General features: G+C 70.2%; 5 protein-coding genes. 2 read left to right on the top strand and 3 right to left on the bottom strand.

All coding sequences use genetic code 11. From position 1 onward, the window contains the following. Window positions 1-848: 848 nt before the first annotated feature. The gene (locus tag ABT324_RS13895; RefSeq protein ID WP_351176056.1) at window positions 849-1,115 is read right to left on the bottom strand and encodes a DUF3040 domain-containing protein; all 267 of its coding nucleotides are present in this window, start codon (window positions 1,113-1,115) and stop codon (window positions 849-851) included. Between the two features lie 134 nt (window positions 1,116-1,249). Here ABT324_RS13895 and ABT324_RS13890 point away from each other — a divergent pair, with 134 nt between their 5' ends. Next, entirely contained in the window at window positions 1,250-1,609 is a 360-nt protein-coding gene (locus ABT324_RS13890; RefSeq protein WP_351176054.1) for an arsenate reductase family protein, read from the top strand. A gap of 60 nt (window positions 1,610-1,669) precedes the next feature. On the opposite strand, the gene ABT324_RS13885 is transcribed toward ABT324_RS13890, so the two are convergent. Beyond that, complete coding sequence (locus ABT324_RS13885) at window positions 1,670-4,153, bottom strand: ATP-dependent Clp protease ATP-binding subunit (RefSeq protein WP_351176051.1); 2,484 nt, start codon at window positions 4,151-4,153, stop codon at window positions 1,670-1,672. 189 nt (window positions 4,154-4,342) lie between these two features. On the opposite strand from ABT324_RS13885, the gene ABT324_RS13880 reads away from it, so the two are divergent. Beyond that, window positions 4,343-4,837, top strand: coding sequence for an XdhC family protein (locus tag ABT324_RS13880; RefSeq protein WP_351176049.1), 495 nt, complete (start codon window positions 4,343-4,345; stop codon window positions 4,835-4,837). Between the two features lie 9 nt (window positions 4,838-4,846). Here ABT324_RS13880 and recQ read toward each other — a convergent pair whose 3' ends face one another. Next, a complete protein-coding gene (gene recQ, locus ABT324_RS13875) occupies window positions 4,847-6,694 on the bottom strand; it encodes a DNA helicase RecQ (protein ID WP_351176047.1) in 1,848 nt (615 codons plus the stop codon). Window positions 6,695-6,873: the final 179 nt, after the last annotated feature.

Raw genomic sequence — 6,873 nt, 5'->3', positions numbered from 1 at the left:
CCGCACCAACCACGAAAGGAACTCACCGGTGCACCACAACTCCGCACGGCACAATCCCCACCCAGTCCCGGCCACCTCGCCGCCGGGGGCCGAGTGGGGAAACCGGGTCCGTCCCACACCGGGTCATCCCCGTGACATGAAGCCAAACAGGGGCTGGGGCCCGGATGTCAAGCCTGAAACCCCGCAGGTGCGGCCGCCAGGCCGGGCTTGACATCCGGGAACCAGCCCCCACAATCCCGGAAAACCACGGGGATGACCACCCCGCACGACACAACCAGCAACAAGCCCCAAGCACCTTGAAAACTCAACAGCGAACAACCCAAAACCAACCCCGAACCCCGGACGACCACAGGGCCAAAACCGGGGACAGGAGCAACAAGCAACAGCCCGAACAGGATCACGCTGGATGAAGACGACCATGCTGCTCCGCGGTGACACGTCCGAGCCCCAACGAGACGCGGTTCGAAGAAGCCCCTGACCAGATCAAACCCAGAGTCTTCTCTCGAAAGAAGAGCGGTCCGATCTGGTGAAGATCGTTTCGTGTCCAGCGGGAACATCGGCTGAGACCTGACCCTCCAGGCCGTGCCGAGCGTGTCGAACTCGTTGTTCGAGTTCGAGTGCTCCGATCCGGCGCACGGACTGAACGGCGTGAGCGAACAGCCGACACTGGTGTCGAAGCGGTCGTCAATGCTCGATGGCAGGCGGCCAGTGCAAGGCTGACCGGGGTTGGGTGCCTGCGGGGCCTCGTCGCTGGGCTAGCGGGCGGGCCGCCTCGACGGCTGCGTTGTCGCCGGGCAGTCGGCGGTGGCCAGGTGGGCTTGACCCTCCCGGAGGTCGGGAGGGTCTGATCATTCCAACCGGATCTGCCACGTCCGGGAGGCGAAGGCCAGCACGGCCAGCACGGCGGAGAAGAACATCCCGCCGCCTTCGCCGAGGAACAGGCACATCACCGCCAAGAAGGAGGCCACGAGGACGAGCAGCATTCGCGGCGACAGCTGCAGCCAGAGCCGCCGCAGTGCGCTCGTCTCGGTCAGCCTTCGAGCCAGCTTGGGGTCGTCGCCCATGAGCTGCGTCTCGATCTCCCTCAGGCGGCGACGTTCGTCCCTGGGTAGCATGGCCACCTCCACGGAAGATCCGCCTCCTTGAACAAGTATTGCAACGATCGTGGCGGCTGTGAAGGGCCCAACGGCCCGTGCCGCCGGGGCTGGCAGGATCCAGTGCGTCAGCTGTCACTCGTGGGGAGTGTGGGATGGAGATCTGGGTCAACCCGGCGTGCTCGAAGTGCCGGTCGGCGGTGTCGTCGCTGGATGAGGCGGGGGTCGAGTACACCGTCCGCCGCTACCTGGACGACCCGCCCACTGCCGAGGAGCTGGGCTCGGTGCTCGACCGGCTCGGGCTGGAGCCGTGGGACGTCGTGCGCACCGGCGAACCCGTGGCCAAGGAGCTGGGCTTGGCGACCTGGCCCAAGGATGCGGACAGCCGCGACCGGTGGATCGCAGCGATGGTCGAGCACCCGAAGCTGATCCAGCGCCCGATCATCACCGCCGACGACGGCACTGCGGTTGTGGCCCGCACGCCTGAGGCCGTCCAGTCCGTCCTGCCTGGGTAGTGCCCCGGCGCGCAGAACGGGGCGGGTGCGTCGTCGTGCACCCGCCCCGTCCGCTTCCGATCAAGCCGTGACCGGTTGGTCGACCCGCAGGGTCAGCTCGCCGTCGGCAGCCGACACCCGCAGCCGGGCGCCCTCGGTGAGCTCGCCGTCCAGGATCAGGTCGCTGATCCGGTCGTCGACTTCGCGCTCGATCGCCCGCCGCAGCGGTCGGGCACCGAACTCGGGCTTGTAGCCGCGCTCGGAGACCCACTCCACCGCAGCCTGGTCGAACTCGACGTCGATGCCCAGCTCACCCAGTCGCCGCACCGTTTGCCCCAGCAGCATCCGGGTGATCGCGTGCAGCTGCTCGCCGTCGAGCCGCTTGAACACCACGATCTCGTTGATGCGGTTGAGGAATTCCGGCCGGAACGCCTCGCGCAGCCTCGGCATGATCCGCTCGTCCACCGCCGGGTCGGCGTCACTGGCGGTGAAACCGATCTTGCCGCCAGGGCTCGAAATGACCTCCGAACCCAGGTTGCTGGTCATGATCAGCACCGTGTTGCTGAAGTCCACGGTGCGACCCTGGCCATCGGTCAACCGGCCATCGTCGAGCACCTGCAGCAGCGTGTTGAACACGTCCGGGTGCGCCTTCTCGATCTCGTCGAGCAGCACCACCGAGTACGGGTGCCGCCGCACGGCCTCGGTCAGCTCACCGGCCTCGCCGTGCCCGACGTAGCCGGGCGGGGCGCCGACCAGGCGGCTGGCGGTGTGCCGTTCCTGGAACTCGCTCATGTCCAACCGGACCATCCGCTGCTCGTCGCCGAACAGCGACTCGGCCAGCGCCTTGGCCAGCTCGGTCTTGCCCACCCCGGTCGGCCCGAGGAACAGGAAGCTGCCCACCGGGCGGTTCGGGTCGCCGAGCCCGCTGCGCGAGCGCCGCACCGCGCGGGCCAGCGCCCGCACCGCGTCGTCCTGGCCGACCACGCGCTCGTGCAGCTCCTGTTCGAGGTTCTGCAGCCGCTCCTTCTCCGCGGCCGTCAACCGGCTGACCGGCACCCCGGTCGCCCGCGCCACGATCTCGGCGACGTCCTCCGCGGTGACCTCCAGCGGCCCGGTGGACCCGGTCGCGCCCAGCTTGGCCCGGGCCTGGTTGATCTCGTCCCGCAGGGCCGAGGCCCGCTCGTAGTCCTCCTGCGCGACCGCCTCGTCCTTCAGCTGCTCCAACCGCTCGATGCGGTTGCGCAGCTCGGTGAGGTCCGGGGCGAGCGAGGCCAGCCGCTTGCGCGCCCCAGCCTGGTCGATCAGGTCGATCGCCTTGTCCGGCAGGAACCGGTCGTTGACGTACTGGTCGGACAGCCGGGCCGCAGCCTGCACCGCTTCCTCGGTGTAGCGCACCTGGTGGTGCTCCTCGTAGCGCTCGCGCAAGCCCTGCAAGATCAGCACGGTGTCCGAGACGCTCGGTTCGGGCACCTGGACCGGCTGGAACCGGCGCTCCAGGGCGGGGTCCTTCTCGATGTGCTTGCGGTACTCGTCGAGCGTGGTCGCACCGATCACGTGCAGCTCACCGCGGGCCAAGCGGGGCTTGAGCATGTTGCCCGCGTCCATCGCACCCTCGGCGCCACCAGCGCCGACCACGGTGTGCAGCTCGTCGACGAAGACGACCAGCTCGTCCCGGTGCTCCGAGACCTCGTCGATGACCTTGGTCATCCGCTCCTCGAAGTCACCTCGGTAGCGGGTACCGGCCAGCATGCTGGACAGGTCCAGCTGCACCACCCGCTTGCCGTCGAGCACCTTCGGCACCTCGCCGGCCACGATCCGCTGGGCCAGGCCCTCGGCGATCGCCGTCTTGCCGACCCCGGCCTCACCGACCAGCACCGGGTTGTTCTTGGTCCGCCGGGACAGGACCTCCACGGCCTGCTCGATCTCGGTGGCACGGCCGATCACCGGGTCGAGCTCACCGTCGCGTGCCCGCGCGGTCAGGTCGCGGCTGTACTGGTCGAGCGTCGGGGTGCTGCTGTCCTGGCTCTGCTGCTCCGGCGCGGTGCGCGGCTGCTGGCTCGCGGCCCGCAGCGCCTCGGGTCCGGCACCGGCCGAGCCGAGCAGTCGCCCGGTCTCCGACTCGGGGCTCGCCGACATCGCCAGCAGCACGTGCACCGGGCTGATGTAGGTGGAGCCGAGCGCGCGGGCCACCCGGTGCGCGTCGGCGAGCACCGTGCGCGCAGCCAGGGTCAACGCCACCGGCTGTTCGCCGACGGCCTGCCCCGCCGCGGGCAGGTGCTCCTCGACCTTCGCCGCGAACGCGTCGGGGTCGACACCGACCTGCTGCAGCTGCGCGCGGGTCGGCTCCTCGTGCGCGGCCGACCACAGCAGGTGCAGCGCGTCCAGGTCGGTCTGCCCGCGGTCCCTGGCGAACCGCGCGGCACTGCTCACCAGCTGCTGGGCCTGCTCGGTCAACAGCTGGGAGATGTCGATCCGCCGGGAGCCGGACGCGGCGTCGTTGGCCCCGAAGAAGCGTGCGAAGTACTCGTCGAACGGGCCACCAGCCGGTCCGAAGAACGTCGCCATGCCTAACCTCCTCGCGACGGTGTTGCTGGCTTCCGCCGCCATCAACTTGAGTCTGCTGCTATCAACCAACGTAAGCACCCGCGTGGTAATTCCCAGGAGCCCCAGGAGTGGCGCTGATCACTCCGCCCGGCGGGCCGGGCGGGCTCGCACGGCGGGATGGTGGCCAGCGCGGAGTGGCAGACTCAGGCCATGACCGAGGATGCTGCGTGCGCGGTGGCGCACGGCGAAGTGCCGGTGGACGCGGGCGGACGAGTGCTGGTCGCGGTGTTCGCGTCGCCGGTGGCGGAGCACCTGCTGCGGTACGGCCGGGACCTCGGGTTCCGCACGGTGCTGGTCGAGCCCGACCCCGAGCGGGCTGGTGCGGCGGCGCTGGCCGGAGTCCCGGAGCTGGGGCCGGACGCGGACGTGGTGGTGACCGACCACCACCGCGCGGAACTCGGCCCGGTGCTGCGGGACGTGCTCAAGCGCGAAGTCCGCTGGGTGGGCGTGATGGGCAACCCGCGCCACGTCGGCCCGCACGTCGCGGCGCTGCGGGAACTCGGCGTCCCGGACGGCGAGATCGCGCGGGTGCACCGCCCGATCGGCCTGAACATCGGCTCCCGGACCCCGCCCGAGATCGCCATCGCGACCCTGGCCGGACTGCTCGCGGACCGCAACGGCAAGCCCGGCGGCTTCGAGTTCTGAGCGCCGCGGTCACTCCTCGGCGGCGAGGGCTTCGAGCACCGCCTGGCCGTACTTGGCGAGCTTCTGCTCGCCGATGCCGCTGATGCCGCCGAGCTCGTCCAGCGTGGTGGGCTGGACGGTGGCGATCTGCCGCAGCGTCGAGTCGTGGAAGATGATGAACGGCGCCTTGCCCTCCTCGCGGGCGGTGGCCAGGCGCCAGGCCCGCAGCCGCTGGAAGACCGGCTCGGCCTCGGCTGGCACCTCCTGCACCTCGGCCTTGGCGGCCTTGGCCTTGGCTGGGGTCGCGACCCGCTTGGGCTCGGTGCGCAGCAGCACCTGGCGGGGGTCCTCGCGGCGGAGCACCTCGCCGCTGGACTCGGTGAGCACCAGCGTGCCGTAGTCGCCCTCGACGGAGAGCAGCCGCTGCGCCAGCAGCTGGCGGATCACCCCGCGCCACTCGTTGTCGCTCAGGTCGGCGCCGACACCGAACACGCTCAGCGAGTCGTGCCGGAACTGCTCGACCTTCGGCGTCTTCTTGCCGCGCAGGATGTCGATGACCTGCCCGGCGCCGAACCGCTGGTTGCGCTCCCGGTCGAGGCGGACCACGGTCGACAGCAGCTTCTGCGCGGCGACCGTGCCGTCCCAGGACTCCGGCGGGCTCAGGCAGGTGTCGCAGTTCTGGCAGGTCACCGGGGTGTCCTGGCCGAAGTAGGCGAGCAGCTGGGTGCGGCGGCAGCTCACCGTCTCGCACAGCGCCAGCATCGAGTCCAGGTGCCGGGACAGCGTGCGGCGGTGCGCCTCGTCGCCGTCGGAGAGGTCGATCAGCTTGCGCTGCTGCACCACGTCCTGCAGGCCGTAGGCCATCCAAGCAGTGGAGGGCAGCCCGTCGCGGCCCGCGCGGCCGGTCTCCTGGTAGTAGCCCTCGACCGACTTGGGCAGGTCCAGGTGCGCCACGAAGCGCACGTCGGGCTTGTCGATGCCCATGCCGAAGGCGATGGTGGCGACCATCACCAGGCCTTCCTCGCGCAGGAACCGGGCCTGGTGACGGGCACGGACCTCCTTGTCCAGCCCGGCGTGGTAGGGGAGCGCGTCGATGCCGTTGGCGACCAGGAACTCCGCGGTGCGCTCCACCTCGGCGCGGGAGAGCCGGTAGACGATCCCGGCGTCGCCGGGGTGCTCGGTGCGCAGGAACTGCAGCAGCTGCTTGCGCAAATCGTTCTTGGGCACGATCCGGTACTGGATGTTCGGCCGGTCGAAGTCGGACACGAAGTGCCGGGCCTCGGTCAGCTCCAGCCGGGTGGCGATCTCGCGGCGGGTGGCCGGGGTGGCGGTGGCGGTCAGCGCGATGCGCGGCACCTCGGGCCAGCGCTGGTGCAGCACCGACAGGTTCAGGTAGTCGGGCCGGAAGTCGTGGCCCCACTGCGCCACGCAGTGCGCCTCGTCGATGGCGAACAGCGAGATCTCGCCGCGGTCGAGCAGTTCCAGCGTGGAGTCCAGGTTCAACCGCTCGGGCGCCAGGTAGAGCAGGTCGAGCTCGCCGGTGACGAAGGCCTTCTCGGTGCTGCGGCGCTGCTCGTAGGTCTGGGTGGAGTTGAGGAACCCGGCGCGCACGCCGAGCTCGTTGAGCGCGTCGACCTGGTCCTGCATCAGCGCGATCAGCGGCGAGACCACGATCCCGACGCCGGGGCGCACCAGCGCGGGGATCTGGTAGCACAGCGACTTGCCCCCGCCGGTGGGCATCAGCACCAGCGCGTCGCCCCCGGCGATGACCTGCTCGACGATGTCCTGCTGCGAGCCGCGGAAGGAGTCGTAGCCGAAGACCCGCTGGAGGACTTGCTGCGCATCGCTCAGGACATCGGGGGAAGCCACGGCGCGCATCTTACGCAGCCCCCACGACCGCGCCCCGCGCCGCCGCTGCCGACGTGCCGGGGCGTGTCGGGTGGTGGCTGTGACGTGCGTCCTGCCGGGGTGGGCTGGCCCCGGGAATAGCTCTTGGGGAAGAATCGTTCCCGCAAGTAGTTGAATCTCGTACTAAATGGGCGGGATCTGGCCAGCGA

This window comes from Saccharopolyspora sp. NPDC000359 (genome assembly GCF_040300525.1).
In the GTDB taxonomy this organism is placed as follows: Bacteria; Actinomycetota; Actinomycetes; order Mycobacteriales; family Pseudonocardiaceae; genus Saccharopolyspora.
The sequence above is the reverse complement of the archived record's forward strand: the minus strand, read 5'-3'. Positions and strand labels throughout refer to the sequence as shown.